The organism is Massilia sp. METH4, assembly GCF_037094685.1.
Lineage (GTDB): Bacteria > Pseudomonadota > Gammaproteobacteria > Burkholderiales > Burkholderiaceae_D > Rugamonas.
In genome coordinates this window covers 374,686-389,705 of the sequence record NZ_CP146614.1, presented here as the reverse complement: position 1 = coordinate 389,705, position 15,020 = coordinate 374,686, and the positions used below count along the sequence as shown (strand labels likewise).

Here is a 15,020-nt window from a genome sequence, read left to right as displayed (position 1 = left end):
CCTCGGGAGAACGCCATGTCGCTGTTCAGTATTTTCAATGTTTCCGGTTCGGCCATGAGCGCCCAGTCGCAGCGCCTGAACGTGGTGGCCAGCAACCTGGCCAATGCCGACAGCGCCACCAGCGCCAGCGGCGAAGCCTACCGCGCCAAGCAGGTGGTGTTCGAGGCCACGCCGTCGGCGGACAACACGGCCACCGGCGTGAAGGTGCAGCAGGTGATCGAAGACCCGTCGCCGATGCGGCAGGTGTACGACCCGAAAAGCCCGCTGGCCGACGAAAACGGCTATGTGACGATGCCGAACGTGAACGTGGTCGACGAAATGGTCAACATGCTGTCGGCCTCGCGCTCCTACCAGAACAATGTCGAAACGATGAACGCGGCGAAAAGCATGCTGCTGAAAACCCTGACCATCGGTCAATAACCGGAAATACCATCATGGCCGTCATCACCACGCCCAGCGCCGCCTCCAACACCGTCTCGCAGTCCCTGATGGACTCGATGAACACTAAGTCCACCACCGGCAACCAGATCTCGGCCGAGCAGGACAAGTTCATGACCCTCCTGATCACGCAGCTGAAGAACCAGGACCCGCTGAACCCGCTCGACAATGCCCAGGTCACCAGCCAGCTTGCCCAGCTGAACACGGTCACCGGCATTAACAAGCTCAACGACACGCTCGACACGCTCAAGAGCGACCTGGCCGCCTCGCAGTCCGCCCAGGCCGTGAACATGATCAACCACGGCGTGCTGGCCGCCGGCACCACCATGCAGGTGGCCGAGGGCAAGGGCATCTTCGGCATCGAACTGGGTTCCTATGCCGACACGGTACAGCTGGACATCAAGAACAGCAGCGGCAAGGTCGTGCACTCGCTCACGATGAACAATGTCGAGGCCGGCGTGCTGCCGCTGGCGTGGGACGGCAAGCTGGAAGACGGCAGCACGGCCGCCGACGGCAACTACACGCTGGCGCTCACGGCCACGGCCGGCGGCAACACGCTGACCGATGCCAAGGCGCTCACGTTCGGCACCGTGGCCAGCGTGTCCACCGGGCCGACCGGCGCGAAACTGAACGTCCCTGGCCTCGGGCAGTTAACGATGGACCAGATCAAGCAAGTGCTTTAAGCAACTCGGCAAGCAACACCGAATCTCATTCAGAGGACACCATGTTCCAGCAAGGTCTCAGCGGCCTGAACGCCGCCTCCACGCAACTCGACGTCATCGGCAACAACGTCGCCAACGCCAGCACGGTCGGCTTCAAGAGCACCGAAGCGCAATTCGCCGACCTGTACGCGAATTCGCTGAACGGCATCAGCGGTCGCAATCCCGGCATCGGCGTGACGGTGGCCCGCCTCGCGCAGCAATTCTCGCAAGGTAATATCGAGACGACGAACAATCCGCTGGACATCTCGATCAATGGCGGCGGCTTCTTCCGCATCGTGCAGGACGGCGCCGTCGCCTACAGCCGCAACGGCCAGTTCCTGCTCGATAACACGGGCACCATCGTCAACGCGCAGGGCGCGGCGCTGACGGGCTACCTGGCCAACCAGGATGGCCTGATCCTGCAGGGCGCGCCGGTGCCGTTGCAGATCGACTCGGCCGACCTGGCGCCGGTGCAGACCACGCAGGCCAACTTCCAGATCAACCTGTCGTCGAACTCGGCCACGCCGACCGTGCAGCCGTTCGACGCCGGCGACCCGCGCACGTACAACAAGCAGACCGTGATCCCGGTCTACGATTCGCTGGGCAACGAGCACACGATGGGCATGTACTACGTGCGCACCGGCGGTAGCACGTGGGATGTCTACGTGGCCAACGACGGAGTGCAGATAAATTCCCAGGAAGTGATGCGCAGCGTGGTCACCAACCAGTCTGTGATCAATGCCCGCAGCGCCTACAACACGGCGGTGGCGTCCAACGATGCCAACGCGATCGTGGCGGCACGCCAGGCCTACGCCACCGCGGTCGGCACCGCCGTCACCGCCGCCGCCACCGCCGCCGGGGCATCGCCTGCCGCGCTGGCCCAGATCGCCGCCCTGTATGCTCCGGCCACCAGCGTGGGCAACGTGGCCAGCAATACGCCGGACACGATCGATGCGGCCTTCGCCGGCGCCGTCAATGTGCCGGCGACCCGCGCCGGCACGCTGATCTTCACGAAGAACGGCCTGATCGACGCGGCCGCCATGCAGGCGGCCGGCACCACGCTGCCGTTCAACGTGACCTTGCCGGTGTTCCCCGACAATGGCGCCATCCTGGAAATCCCGATCGCCGTCACGTTCGACGGCAGCACCCAGTACGGCACCGCCACGAGCGAGAAGAATTCCACGCAGGACGGCTATTCGTCCGGCAGCCTGCAGCGCTTCGCCGCCGACGAGAACGGCGTCATCATGGGGCAGTACAGCAACGGCAAGTCGCGCGCGCTGGGCCAGATCGTGCTGGCCGATTTCGCCAGCGTGGACAACCTGACCCCGCTCGGCAACAACGCTTGGGCCGAAAGCGCCGCTTCCGGCGTGCCGCAGGTGGGCGTGCCGAACGCGGGCGGCATGGGCCAGCTGCGCGCCTCGTCGGTGGAAGCGTCGAACGTGGACCTGACCGAGCAGCTGGTGGACATGATCACCGCCCAGCGCGTGTACCAGGCCAATGCGCAGACGATCAAGACCGAGGATTCGATCCTGCAAACCCTGATCAATCTCCGATAAATCCCGTTGACACCTTGAGGAGCAGTCCATGGACCGCCTGATCTACACGGCCATGACCGGCGCCAGGCACATCCTGGACCAGCAGGCCACCACGTCGAACAACCTTGCCAATGCGACCACGGTGGGCTTTCGCGCCCAGTTGGACGTGTTCCGCGCCGTGCCCGTCGTTTCCGAAGGCATGCCGACCCGCACCTTCGTGGTCGACAACACGGTCGGTTCGGACTTCCGGGCCGGGCCGCTGGAAACCACCGGCCGCTCGCTGGACGCGGCGATCCGCGGCCAGGGCTGGTTCACCGTGCAATCGCCGGATGGCTCGGAAGCCTATACCCGCAACGGCAGCTTCAAGATCAGCGAGAACGGCCTGCTGCAAACCGCGAACGGCCTGACCCTGCAGGGCGAGAACGGGCCGATCGCGATCCCGCCGAACACGGAAGTGTCGATCTCGGCGGATGGGACCGTGAGCGGCATCGACGCGAGCCAGGTGCAGGCCGGCCCCAGCAACATCATCGGGCGCCTGAAGCTCGTCAATCCCGACGTGGCCGGCCTGGTGCGCGGCGACGACGGCCTGTTCCGCCAGCAGTCCGGCGAGCCGGCCGCCGCCGATCCTGCGGTGCGCGTGGCGGACGGCTGCCTGGAACTCTCCAACGTCAACCCCGTCGATGCCATGGTTAACATGATCACCCTGGCAAGGTCGTTCGAGACGCAAATGAGCCTCCTGAAGAACGCCGAGAATAACGCTGCGAAAGCCGCCCAGATCCTTGCTTTGAACTGATCCCCCCCATCGCATAATGCTTTCGGACACATCGAATAAGCTGCTGCACGTTGCATTTCCAGCCTGCGATGCTCGCCGTACCTCTCGTACGGCTGCGCTTCTCGGCTGAAACTGCCGCCGTTCGCGACGCTTCTTCGACATGCCCTTCGTGGATGAAAGCCCTAGCGGGCAGGGAGAAAGCAGATGATACGTTCGCTCTGGATTGCCAAGACCGGCATGGAAGCGCAACAAACGCAGATGGATACGGTGGCGAACAACCTCGCCAACGTCAGCACCAACGGCTTCAAGAAATCGCGCGCCGTCTTTGAAGACTTGCTGTACCAGACCGTGCGCCAGCCGGGCGCCAGTTCCTCGCAGCAGACCCAGCTGCCATCCGGCATGCAGCAGGGTACCGGCGTGCGCCCCGTGGCGATCGAACGCATCCACACGCAGGGCAACCCGCAAGCCACCGGCAACGACAAGGACCTGATGATCAACGGTAACGGGTTCTTCACCGTGCTGCTGCCGGACGGTACCACCGGCTACACGCGCGACGGTTCGTTCCAGCGCGACGCCAACGGCCAGATGGTCACCTCCAGCGGCTACGCGCTGCAACCGCCCATCACGATCCCCATCGATGCCGACGAAATCAACGTGGCCAAGGATGGCACCGTGACCGTGCAACTGCCGGGCCAGGCCGCCGCCCAGCAGATCGGCAACCTGCAACTGGCGTCGTTCATCAACCCCACGGGCCTGGAATCGATCGGCGAAAACCTGTACCTGGAAACGGGCGCCTCGGGCGCGCCGCAGGCCAATGCGCCGGGCGCCAACGGCCTCGGGCAGATCCTGCAGGGCTATGTCGAAGTCTCGAACGTCAACGTGGTCGAGGAAATGGTCAACATGATCCAGACGCAGCGCGCCTACGAGATCAATTCCAAGGCCATCACCACCTCGGACCAGATGCTGCAACGCTTGTCGCAACTCTAAGGCAGCCGCAAGGATTCATCATGAAGTATTCCGTCTCCGTCCTTGCCGCGCTCCTGCTGGCGGGCTGCGCCAGCGAACCGACCTCGATCGTGGCCGGCCCCACCACGGCGCGGCCGATCCCGCCGGTGCCCGTGGCCACGCCAGCCAATGGCGCGATCTACCAGGCGCACACGTTCCGGCCCGTGTTCGAGGATCGCCGCGGCCGGCTGGTGGGCGACATCATCAATGTCGTCATCACCGAACGCACCACGGCCAACAAGAACGGCACCAGCTCGGCCACCCGCACGGGCGCCGTCAACGTGGGCATTCCGGGACCGCTGCAAGGCCGTTTCGGCCCGCGCATCGGTACCGAAACGGACAACAACTATGCCGATTCGGCCGCGCAAACGGCGAGCAACGCCTTCACCGGCACGCTGGGCGTGACGGTGGTGGAAGTGCTGCCGAACGGGAACCTGGTGGTGGCCGGCGAGAAGCAGGTCGCCATGGACAAGGGCACGGAATTTATCCGCATTTCCGGCGTGGTGAATCCGGACACGATCGGCGCCGGCAATTCGGTGCCGTCGACGGCGATCGCCGATGCCCGCGTGGAATACCGCACCAATACGCACCTGGACCGCGCCGAGCTGACGTCGATGGCGTCGCGGTTCTTCTTAAGCCTGCTCCCGTTCTGACATGAAAAAGCTCCTCATCGCCATCGCCCTGGGCGCCGCCATGCTGGCGCCGGCGGCCCAGGCCGAGCGCCTGAAAGACCTGGTCGGCATCGCCGGCGTGCGGGAAAACCAGCTGATGGGCTATGGCCTCGTGGTGGGCCTGGATGGCAGCGGCGACCAGACGACGCAAACGCCGTTCACGATCCAGAGCGTGGCATCGATGCTGCAACAGCTGGGCGTGACCTTGCCGTCCGGCAGCCAGCTGCAACTGCGCAACGTGGCGGCCGTGATGGTCACGGCTTCGCTGCCCGCGTTCGCCCAGCCGGGCCAGCAACTGGACGTGACGGTCTCGTCGCTGGGCAATGCGCGCAGCCTGCGCGGCGGCACCCTGTTGATGACGCCGCTGAAAGGCGCCGACGGCCAGGTGTACGGCATGGCGCAGGGCAACCTCGTGGTGGGCGGCGTCGGCGCCCAGGCACCGGGCGGCGGCGCGGCGACTGTCGTGAACCACCTGTCGGTGGGCCGTATCAGCAATGGCGCCACCGTCGAGCGCGCCGTGCCGACGGCGCTGGGCGAGGGCGGCCAGATCCGCCTCGAATTGAAGAATGCCGATTTCGCCACCACCAGCCGCGTTGTCACGGCCATCAACAACCGCTTCGGCGCCGGCGTGGCCTACGCGCTCGACGGCCGCGTGATTCGCGTGACGGCGCCGGCTGCCTCCGACCAGCGCGTGGCCTTCATCGGCCAGCTCGAGGAGCTGAACGTGCAACCGGCCACCTTGCCGGCCAAGGTGATCATGAATGCGCGCACCGGCTCGGTGGTGATGAACCAGTCCGTGACGCTGCAGGCTTGCGCGATCTCGCACGGCAACCTGCAGGTGTCGGTAGCGGCCGATACGCAGGTCAGCCAGCCAGGGCCGCTGTCCGGCGGGCAGACGGCCGTCACGCAGCCGGGCAGTGTCGACATCCAGCAGGCGCCGGGCAAGGTCCTGCAATTGCAGGCTGGTGCCCAGCTGGCCGACGTGGTGAAGGCCTTGAACGCCATCGGCGCCTCGCCGCAGGACTTGCTGGCGATCCTGCAGGCGATGAAGGCGTCCGGCGCGCTGCGCGCCGAACTCGAAATCATCTGATCACGGGGAAACCGAGCCATGATCCGCCAGACCAGCACGCCGACCGACCTTTCCGCCAACCTTGCGCTCGACAGCAAGGGCTTGTCCGAATTGCGCCAGGGCGCCAAGGCGGGCTCGCCGGAAGCACTGAAGGCGGCCGCCACGCAGTTCGAAGCCATGTTCGTCAACATGATGTTGAAGAGCATGCGCGACGCCACGCCGCAGGAAGGCATGCTGGACAATTCCCAGACGAAGATGTTCACCACGATGCTGGACCAGCAGACGAGCCAGAACATCGCCAAGAAGGGTGTAGGGCTGGCCGACGTGCTGGTGCGGCAATTGACGAAGACGACCGGCATCGGCGCCACCGAGGCGGAGACCGGCTTGCCGGAAGGCGGTTTTACGCGGGCCATGCTGGATGCCGCCAAATTGCAGCGCTCGATCGACGCGGCCGGCGGGAATGCCGCGAGTGGCGCGGGTACGGCAAGTACCGTGGCGGCGAGCACTTCGCGCCATGCGCACGTGCGCGCCTTCTCCGACAAGCTGGCGAGCCATGCCGAGGAAGCCAGCCGCGCCACCGGCATTCCGGCCAAGTTCATGCTGGGCCAGGCGGCGCTGGAAAGCGGCTGGGGCCGCCGCGAGATCAAGGGTGCCGATGGCAGCAACAGCCATAACCTGTTCGGCATCAAGGCCGGCGGGGACTGGAAGGGCAAGACGGTGGACGTGGTGACCACCGAATACGTGAATGGCCGGGCACAGCGCAAGGTCGAGCGTTTCCGCGCCTACGACAGCTATGCGGACAGCTTCAAGGATTACGGCAAGCTCATCACCAACAATCCGCGCTACGAAAAAGTGCTGGCCAGCGCCGGCGACCCGGCCGCGTTCGCCCGCAACCTGCAGAAGGCGGGCTACGCCACCGACCCGAACTACGCCGCCAAGCTGGCGGCCATTATCAACAAGACACTGGTGTGACGGTGCGCGTCCGGAGCACGATAGCCGTTCGGCAACTCAAGTTCCTCCGCTCATTGCCGTAAACTAGCCAGACGAACGAAGAGATTCCAGGCATGAGCAACCTTCTCAGCATCGGCAAGACGGGCCTGATGGCGGCGCAGACGGGCCTCGCCACGACCGGCCACAACATCACGAACTCGAGCGTGCAGGGCTATACGCGCCAGGGCGTGGTGCAGTCGACCTTGCCGCCGCTGCGCGAGGGCGTGGGCTATGTGGGCACGGGCACCCAGGTGGCCCAGATCAAGCGCTACTACGACGATTTCCTGAACAAGCAGGTCTTGAACGCGCAGGCCACGCAGGGCTCGGCCGACGCGTATCTCGACCAGATCAGCCAGGTCGACAATATGCTGTCGGATGCCACGATCGGCCTGTCGCCGGCGCTGCAGGAATTCTTCCGCGGCGTGCAGACGGCCAACTCGACCCCGTCGCTGCAATCGTCGCGGGTCTCGATGCTGTCGTCCGCCGAAACGCTGGCGTCGCGCTTCCATGAAGTCTCGGGTCGCCTGCAGGAATTGCAGGATGGCGTGAACACGAATATCACGAACACGGTCAACGGCATTAATTCGTATGCCGCCCAGATCGCCAACCTGAACAACCGCATCACGTCGCTGACGACCGATCCGCTGAACCCGCCGAACGATCTGCTGGACCAGCGCGACCAGCTGGTGCGCGAGCTGAACCAGCAGGTGAAGATCACCGTCCTGCCGTCGGACAACAATATGCTGAACATCACGTTCGGCTCCGGCCAGCCGCTCGTGGTGGGCACCAGCCACCTGGAGATGGCGGCGGTGCAATCGCCGACCGATCCGGGGCGGCTCGTGGTGTCGTATCCGGCCACCGGCCGCAGCACGATCATCGCCGACGACACGTTCGCCGGCGGCGCGCTGGGCGGGCTGATGGATTTCCGTCGCGAGTCGCTGGACCGCGTGCAGAACGAGATCGGCCAGGTCGCCGCCGGCCTCACGCAGGCGTTCAATGCCCAGCACCGGCTGGGGCAAGACCTGAACGGCGACCTGGGCGGCGATTTCTTCACGCCGCTGAAAGGGTATGTGGGCTACGACGCGCGCAATTCGCCGCTCAGCACGGCCGAGCTGGATGCGTCGATCACCGATGCGACCGCGCTGACCGGCCTCGATTACGAGGTGAACTTCGGCGGCACGCCGGCCCGCTACACGGTGACCCGGTCGGACGGCCAGGTGACGACGATCGCCGACCCGGCCGTGCCGCAGGAAATCGACGGTGTCACCTACACCTTCACCGGCGCGCCGCAGGATGGCGACCGCATCCAGGTGCGCCCAACGTACACGGCTGCCGCGAGCTTCGACGTGGCGATCACCGACTACCGCAAGATCGCCCTGGCCGCGCCGATCGCCACGTCCACGCCGTCGACCAACAGCGGCAGCGCCACCATCAGCCCGGGGACGGTCAGCGAGGCATACCTGGCCAATCCGCTTACGGCGCCGTTCACGCTGACCTATGACGGCACGAGCGGCACGTTCACCGGCCTGCCGGCTGGCGCGACGGCGGTGACCGATCCTTCGACCCGCATCACCACCGTCAACTACAACGGCATTTCGTTCGCCATTTCCGCTGGTGCCAGGAATGGCGACCAGTTCACGGTCGGCCCGAACACGAATGGCGTGGGCGATGCGCGCAACGGCGTGCTGCTGGCCGGCCTGCAGACGCGCAATATTTTGAATAACGGCACGGCCACGTTCCAGGGCTCCTACGCCGCCACGGTGAACTTCGTGGGCAACAAGACGCGCGAGGTGCAGGTGGGCAGCGCCGCCGCCGAAACGACGGCGAACCAGGCGATCGCCGCCCAGCAGAGCGTATCGGGCGTGAACCTGGACGAAGAGGCGGCAAATCTGCTGCGCTACCAGCAGGCTTACCAGGCCGCCGGCAAGGTGATGCAGGTGGCAGGCCAGTTGTTCGACACGCTGCTGTCGATCGCACAGTAAGGACGAGAGGTTTTATCATGGCAATTCGTATCAGCACCCAGATGATGTACGACCGGAATGTGTCGCAACTGTCGAACCTGCACGGCAATATGCTGCGCACGCAGATGCAACTGTCCACCGACCGCCGCGTGCTGACGCCGGCCGACGATCCCGTGTCCTCGGCACGCGCGCTGGAAGTGACGCAGTCATACGAGTTGAACGAGCAATATGTGCTGAACCGGCAAAGCGCCTCCGCTTCGCTCGTGCAGGTCGACTCGACGCTGGAAACCGTCAACGACATCCTCGATAACGCGCTCGTGGAAGTGGTGCGGGCGGGTAACCCCGGCCAGAGCCAGTCGGACCGCGATGCAATCGCCGTTGCGCTGGAAGGCCACCTGGCCGACCTGCTCAGCCAGGCCAACACGGCCGACGGCTCGGGCGGCTACCTGTTCTCGGGCTACAAGACCAACACGCAGCCGTTCGCCTTGACGGCCGACGGCGCCGACTACTACGGCGACCAGGGCCGGCGCGAGCTGCAGGTCGGTTCGGGCCGCCAGATGGCGATCAGCGCCACGGGCAGCGAGATCTTCCTTGAAAACCCCACCGGCAACCGGACGTTCCAGACCGGCGCCGACCCGGCCAACACCGGCACCGGCGTGATCTCGCCGGGCACGATCGTCGGCACGACGCAACCGATCAATTACGAGATCAACTTCACGAAGGATGCCACGACGGGCGCGGTGGAGTTCTCCGTCACGAATACCGACGACGGCAGCCAGGTGATGCCGCCGACCGCCTTCAAGTCGGGCGAGCCGATCGTCTTCGGCGGCATGTCGTTCGATATCACCGGCGCACCGGCCAATGGCGACAAGTTCACCATCGAACCCTCCCGCAACCAGTCGGTCTTCACCACGATCCGCGACGTCGTCAAGGCGCTGCGCAACCCCGGCTCCGGTCCGACCGCCGGCGCCGAGCTGACCAACGCGCTGAACCGCGCCAACCAGAACCTGCAGAACGCGCGCGACAACGTGCTGTCCGTCCGCGCTTCCGTGGGCGCGCGCGAAAACGAACTGGAAACGCTGGACTCTTCCGCCTCGGCGCTGCGCATCCAGTACTCCGACCAGATCACCAACCTGATCGGCCTCACCACCGAAGGCCAGATCGAAGCCGTCTCCCGCTTCCAGCAACAAACCACCAGCCTCACCGCCGCCCAGCAAACCTTCCGCAGCGCCACCCAGCTGTCGCTGTTCAACTACATTTAACGGGGCGCGGGCGGCGCCAGCCGCTTCGGCACTTGTCCTTCGCCTTGCAGGGCGCGGGGGATCAGTTGGGCCTTGGCGGCGCCCTGGCCCAGCAGGTTGACGAGCGGGGCGGCCAGGTAGGGGAGGGCGATCATCAGCACGAGGAAGCCGGCGCCCAGCGTGATGGGGAAGCCGATGCCGAACAGGTTCAGCTGCGGCGCGGCGCGCGTGAGGACGCCCAGGGCGACGTTGGTGATCAAGAGGGCGGCGACGATCGGCAGCGCCAGTTGCACGCCGGCGGAAAAGATCTTGGCGCCCCACAGGGCCAGTTCCCAGAAGCCACCGCCGTGGAACATGCGGCCCGAGATGGGCAGCGTGAAGAAGCTTTCGGCCAGTGCTTCCAGCAGCCACAGGTGCACGTTGGCGACCAGCAGCGACATCGTGGCGATCCAGACGAGGAATTGCGAGATGGCCGACGAGCGGCCCTGCGACATCGGGTCGAAGAAGCTGGCGAAGCCCAGGCCCATCGTGAGGCTGCTGATCTCGCCCGCCATCTCGACGGCGGCGAACACCAGCCGCATCGAAAAGCCCATCATCACGCCGGTGATGAGTTCCTTCGCCAGGATCAGCATGCCTTCCCACGATGCCGGGTCGGTCGCGGGCACCGCCGGTACCAATGGGGCGATGGCGATCGCCACCACCACGCCGAAGCCGAGCCGGGCGGTGCGCGGCACGCGCGCATTGCCGAACACGGGGGATGCCGCGATCAGGCCGAGGATGCGCGTCAGCGGCCAGATGAAGCCGGCGATCCAGGCGTTGATCTCGGCAAGCGTCAGGACCATCATGGCCTGGAACTAGCTGACCAGGCCCGGGATGCCGCCGAAGACTTCGCGCATGTAATCGGTCATCACGCCGATCATCCATGGCCCCGCCACCACGAGCGCGACGAACACGCCGACCAGCTTGGGAATGAACGACAGCGTCGACTCGTTGATCTGCGTGGCGGCCTGGAAGATGGAGACGATGAGGCCGATGCCGAGCGCCACCAGCAGCAACGGGGCGGCGACCATCAGCGTCACTTCCATCGCATGGCGGCCTATCGTCATCACGGTTTCGGGAGTCATTGCAGCCTCTAGTAGAAACTCTGGGACAGCGAACCCAGCAGCAGTTGCCAGCCATCGACCAGCACGAACAGCATCAGCTTGAACGGCAGCGAGATCACGGCCGGCGACATCATCATCATCCCCATCGCCATCAGCACCGACGCCACCACCATGTCGATGATGAGGAAGGGGATGAAGATCGCGAAGCCGATCTGGAACGCCGTCTTCAGCTCGCTGGTGATGAAGGCCGGTACCAGGATGCGCATCGGCACGTCCTCGGGGCCTTGCAGTGCCGGGCTGCGCGAGATCTTCACGAACAGCGCCAGGTCCGCTTGCCGCGTTTGCTTCAGCATGAACGTCTTCAGCGGTGCGGCGCCCCGTTCGATCGCCTGCTGCATCGTGATCTGGTTGGCCTGCAACGGCTGATACGCTTCCGTATAGATGCGGTCGAACGTGGGCCCCATCACGAAGAACGTCAAGAACAGCGCGAGCCCGACCATCACCTGGTTCGGCGGCGCCGTCTGCGTGCCCATCGCCTGGCGCAGCAGCGACAGCACGATCACGATGCGCGTAAAGCCCGTCATCATCAGCAGCACCGCCGGCAGGAACGTCAGCGATGTCATCAGGATCAGCGTCTGCAGCGTCAACCCGTACTGGGTGCCGCCGCCGGGCGCTGGTGCGCTCGTGAACGCGGGGATCGTGGGTTCCGCCACCGCCAGCAGCGGCAGCCCGAGGGCCATCAACGGCAGCGCACGGACAGCATGGATTACCGACTTACTTGCCATTGCGCTTTTCGATCGTTTGCTTGAACCATTCCGAGAAATTGGTCGCGGGCAGCGCGTGCTGCCGCGCCAGGTCGGCGGGATCGGCTTCCTGCCGCGGCATCGTGGCCAGCGCGTTCATGCGCCCCGGCGACGCGCCGACGACGATCCACTGGCCCCCCACCTCGACGACGAGGATCCGCTCGCGGGCACCGACGGACAGCGCGCCGACCAGCTTCACCGTATTGCCGCCGGTGACGGTGCGCGGCCCGAAGCGTTTCAACGCCCAAGCCAGGCCGAGCAGGATCGCCAGCACGAGCGCCAGCGATACAACCGTCTGCAGCAGGCTGCCCGCCGCGGACGGCGGCGAGGGCAGGGCGGCCGGCGTGGCCGAGCGCGCGCCGGCGATGGCCGCCTGCTGCTCGGGCGTCGCGACCGGCGGTGCGACGGGGCCGGGCGCCGGTGCCTGTTCGGGCGACACGACGGTGGCCGGCTCGCCCGCTTTCACGGGCGCGACGGCGCGATCGGTGGGATTGGTGATGACGGGCGCGGAGGAAGGGGCAACAGCGGTTGCACCCGCAGGGGCAACCGCGGGCGCTTGCGCCAACGAAATGCCGGGCGACAGCGTGCCGGCCAGCAGCAGGCCTGCCAGCCCGGCGGATACGGAGAAACGCTTCATTTATTCAGTTTTCGGATGCGTTCGGAAGGCGTGATGATGTCCGTGAGGCGGATACCGAACTTGTCGTTCACCACCACCACTTCGCCCTGCGCGATGAGGCAACCGTTCACCAGCACGTCCATCGGTTCGCCCGCCAGGCCGTCCAGCTCCACCACCGAACCCTGCGCCAGTTGCAGCAGGTTCTTGATGGCGATCTTCGTGCGGCCCAGTTCCACCGTCAGCTGGACGGGAATGTCGAGGATGAAGTCGATGTCGTTGTGGGTTTCCGTCTTGGTGGCCGTCTTCGAGAAATCCTTGAACACGGCCGCCGTCGCGGCTTCCTTCTGCAGCGCCTCGGCTTCCGCCTTCGCCTGCTCGGCTATCGCTGCGCCCCAATCGTCGTCGAGGCTTTGATCGTCTTGATTGTCCGCCATGATGCTCTCCTGCTTCACTTGCTTAGATTGTCGCTATTGGCGAGCAGCCGCTCGACCTTCAGCGCGTATTGTCCGTTCAGCACGCCGTACGTGCAATCGAGCACCGGCACGCCATCCACCGTGGCTTCGATCGTTTCCGGAATGTTCAGCGGAATGACGTCGCCCACCCGCATGTTCAGGATCTCGTCGAAGCTCACCTTCGCCGTGCCCAGCCGCGCCACCAGTTCCACCTCGGCGATCTGGATCTGCTGCGTCATCAGGCGGATCCAGCGCTTGTCCACTTCCAGCGCCTCGCCCTGCAGCGAGGAGGTCAGCGCATCGCGGATCGGCTCGATCATCGAATACGGCATGCAGAAGTGGATCTGGCCGGACACCGAGCCCAGCTCGACCGTGAAGGTGGAGGCCACCACCACCTCGTTCGGCGTGGCGATGTTGGCGAACTGCGTGTTCATCTCGGAACGGATGTACTCGAACTCGACGGGGAATACCGGCTCCCACGATTTCGTGTAAGCCTCGAACACGATGTCCAGGATGCGCAGGATGATGCGCTGTTCCGTCGCCGTGAAATCGCGGCCTTCCACACGGGTGTGGAAGCGGCCGTCGCCGCCGAACAGGTTGTCGACCAGCAGGAACACGAGGCCCGGATCGAACACCATCAGTGCCGTGCCGCGCAGCGGCTTCATGTGCACGAGGTTCAGGTTGGTCGGCACGACGAGGTTCCGGATGAACTCGCTGTACTTCGACACGCGCACCGAGCCCACCGACACTTCCGCGCTGCGGCGCAGGAAGTTGAACAGCCCCACGCGCAGCAGCCGGGCAAAGCGCTCGTTGATGATCTCGAGCGTGGGCATGCGGCCACGGACGATGCGCTCCTGCGTGGCCAGGTTATAGGTTCTGACTCCCGCGACTTCCTCGGGCGCCGCGACGTCGTCCTGGTCGCCGTTGACGCCCTTCAAGAGGGCATCGACCTCTTCCTGGGAGAGAAAATTATCCGCCATGATTCTGAAGGATACCTATGGTTGGTTGCTGGATGCTTATTGGATAATGAATGAGGTAAACAGTACTTCGGTCACTTCCTGCTCGTCGCCCCGGTCCTGGAACGGTTCGTTTACCTGCTCCATGATTTCCTTCGCCAGTTGGGACTTGCCCTCCGGCGTATTGATTTCCGATGCTTTCTTGGAGGATAGCAGTAACAGGATGCGGCTGCGCACCTTCGGCATATTGTTCTTGATGACCTCGGATTGCTCGGCGTCCGCTACCTGCAGGGTGAAGGCCAGTTGCAGGTACTGCTCGCCTTCTTCCGGATTCAGGTTCACGGTGAACGGCTCGACGGGCACGTACACGGGAGGACCTTCATCCTGCTTCTTCTTTTTCTTCTTCGGCTTGACGTCTTCCTCGTCGTGCTCGGCGGCGGCGCCCTTGTCCTGCAGCAGGAAGTAAGCGCCCGCACCGCCGCCAACCAGCACGAGCACGAGCACGGCGATCAGGATGATGACGAGCTTCTTGTTGCCGCCACCGGCGGGTGCCGCTTCTGCCTTCGGGTCAGCTTTCATATTGGTTTTTGCTTTCAATGTTGCACTTGCTGGAACGAACGATGCGCCATTATGGCATTATCGGCAGAGGCGGCGCGTCGGCATACGCGGAACAGCGGGCCAAAGACCCGCCTGCTCTGCAATATCGA

At 65.0% G+C, this 15,020-nt stretch carries 17 protein-coding genes; 10 read left to right on the top strand and 7 right to left on the bottom strand.

The genetic code is table 11. The features are described from left to right. The first annotated feature begins 15 nt into the window (after positions 1-15). The 10 genes from flgC to flgL all read left to right on the top strand — a co-directional run bounded on the left by flgC (position 16) and on the right by flgL (position 10,404). Positions 16-420 carry a flagellar basal body rod protein FlgC gene (flgC, locus tag V6Z91_RS01820; RefSeq protein WP_338765866.1) on the top strand — a complete coding sequence of 135 codons (405 nt, stop codon included), beginning with the start codon at positions 16-18 and terminating at the stop codon, positions 418-420. 14 nt (positions 421-434) lie between these two features. Continuing rightward, complete coding sequence (locus V6Z91_RS01815) at positions 435-1,121, top strand: flagellar hook assembly protein FlgD (protein WP_338765863.1); 687 nt, start codon at positions 435-437, stop codon at positions 1,119-1,121. A 41-nt stretch (positions 1,122-1,162) separates the two neighbouring features. Then, on the top strand, positions 1,163-2,695 hold the full coding sequence (locus V6Z91_RS01810) for a flagellar hook protein FlgE (protein ID WP_338765860.1): 1,533 nt from the start codon (positions 1,163-1,165) through the stop codon (positions 2,693-2,695). A gap of 28 nt (positions 2,696-2,723) precedes the next feature. Next, entirely contained in the window at positions 2,724-3,467 is a 744-nt protein-coding gene (gene flgF, locus V6Z91_RS01805) for a flagellar basal-body rod protein FlgF (RefSeq protein WP_338765857.1), read from the top strand. A 183-nt stretch (positions 3,468-3,650) separates the two neighbouring features. Beyond that, entirely contained in the window at positions 3,651-4,433 is a 783-nt protein-coding gene (flgG, locus tag V6Z91_RS01800) for a flagellar basal-body rod protein FlgG (RefSeq protein ID WP_338765854.1), read from the top strand. 20 nt (positions 4,434-4,453) lie between these two features. Continuing rightward, positions 4,454-5,104 carry a flagellar basal body L-ring protein FlgH gene (locus tag V6Z91_RS01795; RefSeq protein ID WP_338765852.1) on the top strand — a complete coding sequence of 217 codons (651 nt, stop codon included), beginning with the start codon at positions 4,454-4,456 and terminating at the stop codon, positions 5,102-5,104. 1 nt (position 5,105) lies between these two features. Beyond that, positions 5,106-6,212 carry a flagellar basal body P-ring protein FlgI gene (locus V6Z91_RS01790; RefSeq protein ID WP_338765849.1) on the top strand — a complete coding sequence of 369 codons (1,107 nt, stop codon included), beginning with the start codon at positions 5,106-5,108 and terminating at the stop codon, positions 6,210-6,212. Positions 6,213-6,230: 18 nt separating this feature from the next. After that, positions 6,231-7,163 carry a flagellar assembly peptidoglycan hydrolase FlgJ gene (gene flgJ / locus V6Z91_RS01785; RefSeq protein ID WP_338765846.1) on the top strand — a complete coding sequence of 311 codons (933 nt, stop codon included), beginning with the start codon at positions 6,231-6,233 and terminating at the stop codon, positions 7,161-7,163. A 92-nt stretch (positions 7,164-7,255) separates the two neighbouring features. Further along, the gene (flgK, locus tag V6Z91_RS01780) at positions 7,256-9,163 is read left to right on the top strand and encodes a flagellar hook-associated protein FlgK (RefSeq protein WP_338765843.1); all 1,908 of its coding nucleotides are present in this window, start codon (positions 7,256-7,258) and stop codon (positions 9,161-9,163) included. A 17-nt stretch (positions 9,164-9,180) separates the two neighbouring features. Beyond that, on the top strand, positions 9,181-10,404 hold the full coding sequence (flgL, locus tag V6Z91_RS01775) for a flagellar hook-associated protein FlgL (protein ID WP_338765841.1): 1,224 nt from the start codon (positions 9,181-9,183) through the stop codon (positions 10,402-10,404). On the opposite strand, the gene fliR is transcribed toward flgL, so the two are convergent. Genes fliR through fliL form a run of 7 tightly spaced genes read right to left on the bottom strand, consistent with a single transcriptional unit; the run spans position 10,401 to position 14,892 of the window. Next, positions 10,401-11,228: a flagellar biosynthetic protein FliR gene (gene fliR, locus V6Z91_RS01770; protein ID WP_338765839.1), complete on the bottom strand. Its 828-nt coding sequence runs from the start codon at positions 11,226-11,228 to the stop codon at positions 10,401-10,403. The genes flgL and fliR overlap by 4 nt on opposite strands. Positions 11,229-11,237: 9 nt before the next feature. Further along, the gene (fliQ, locus tag V6Z91_RS01765; RefSeq protein ID WP_338765836.1) at positions 11,238-11,507 is read right to left on the bottom strand and encodes a flagellar biosynthesis protein FliQ; all 270 of its coding nucleotides are present in this window, start codon (positions 11,505-11,507) and stop codon (positions 11,238-11,240) included. Between the two features lie 8 nt (positions 11,508-11,515). Next, positions 11,516-12,271, bottom strand: coding sequence for a flagellar type III secretion system pore protein FliP (gene fliP, locus V6Z91_RS01760; protein WP_338765833.1), 756 nt, complete (start codon positions 12,269-12,271; stop codon positions 11,516-11,518). Continuing rightward, on the bottom strand, positions 12,261-12,926 hold the full coding sequence (gene fliO, locus V6Z91_RS01755) for a flagellar biosynthetic protein FliO (RefSeq protein WP_338765830.1): 666 nt from the start codon (positions 12,924-12,926) through the stop codon (positions 12,261-12,263). Before fliO ends, fliP begins: the two co-directional genes overlap by 11 nt. Further along, complete coding sequence (fliN, locus tag V6Z91_RS01750; protein WP_145875257.1) at positions 12,923-13,339, bottom strand: flagellar motor switch protein FliN; 417 nt, start codon at positions 13,337-13,339, stop codon at positions 12,923-12,925. The genes fliO and fliN overlap by 4 nt, the downstream gene beginning before the upstream one ends. Positions 13,340-13,353: 14 nt before the next feature. Then, positions 13,354-14,337 (bottom strand): flagellar motor switch protein FliM, encoded by a 984-nt coding sequence (fliM, locus tag V6Z91_RS01745; RefSeq protein ID WP_131144338.1) that lies wholly within the window; start codon positions 14,335-14,337, stop codon positions 13,354-13,356. A gap of 36 nt (positions 14,338-14,373) precedes the next feature. Then, positions 14,374-14,892: a flagellar basal body-associated protein FliL gene (fliL, locus tag V6Z91_RS01740; RefSeq protein ID WP_338765816.1), complete on the bottom strand. Its 519-nt coding sequence runs from the start codon at positions 14,890-14,892 to the stop codon at positions 14,374-14,376. Positions 14,893-15,020: the final 128 nt, after the last annotated feature.